This is a genomic window from Oleiphilus sp. HI0067, assembly GCF_001635735.1.
This window is the reverse complement of record NZ_LWFI01000703.1, coordinates 1-849: the sequence shown is the minus strand read 5'-3', so window position 1 is coordinate 849 and position 849 is coordinate 1. Positions and strand designations below refer to the sequence as shown.

Annotated in this window: 1 protein-coding gene; it reads right to left on the bottom strand. The window is 46.9% G+C overall.

The genetic code is table 11. The features are described from left to right. Positions 1 to 581 (bottom strand): quinolinate synthase (locus tag A3739_RS07880; protein ID WP_197472180.1); only part of this gene is annotated, 581 nt, incomplete at its 3' end. Between the last annotated feature and the right edge of the window lie 268 nt (positions 582 to 849).

Genomic DNA, 849 nt, shown 5'->3' with positions numbered 1-849 from the left:
TCCGCACCAGTTTGTTTTTGAATATACCCACCAAGGTGCTTATCTGGGCCCCAGATTATTTTTTCGCCTTTCCGATCAAGGTGCTCAATAACATCAAGAGCAATGCTCGACGTAACAACCCAATCAGCCCGCGCCTTAACCGCAGCAGAGGTATTTGCATACACGACAACCGTGCGATCGGGGTGCTGATCGCAGAATGCAGAAAACTCCTCAACAGGACAACCAATATCTAATGAACAGGTCGCCTCAAGAGTCGGCATAAATACACGCTTTTCAGGACTTAAGATCTTGGCTGTTTCACCCATAAAGCGCACACCTGCGACGACCACAGATTCAGCTTCGTGCTTCGCGCCAAAGCGTGCCATTTCAAGTGAATCGGACACGCACCCACCGGTTTCCTCAGCTAAGCCTTGAACCAACGGATCCGTGTAATAGTGTGCAATCAACACAGCATTGTTCTGTTTCAACAGCCCTTTTATTTCTGCTGTGAGTTGATCTACCTGTGCTTGATCAATCGCTTGTGGGATTTTTTCGTGCGCTAAATGCTCTTGTACTAGAACGCGGTCTTGAAAGTCACTCATGTATTACATATATCCGGTGGAAATAATCGGCGCATATTATAGTAAAGTCACTGCGCTAGGACTACTGCGCTATTCGTAAAAAGAACACTGTACTGCTGCAGCATAAAAATTAACGGCTCTTATCTCGCAAGGAAATAAGTAACGCTTACGTGACTGAGCTTAGAATAAGATTGTTTTTTACTGATAGAGAGAGTGGTATGTCGTGCGGATTACTCGCTTCGCTCGCCCTTCGGGTCGTTGTCGTGACGAGCGCGCGCCAACGTTGTCT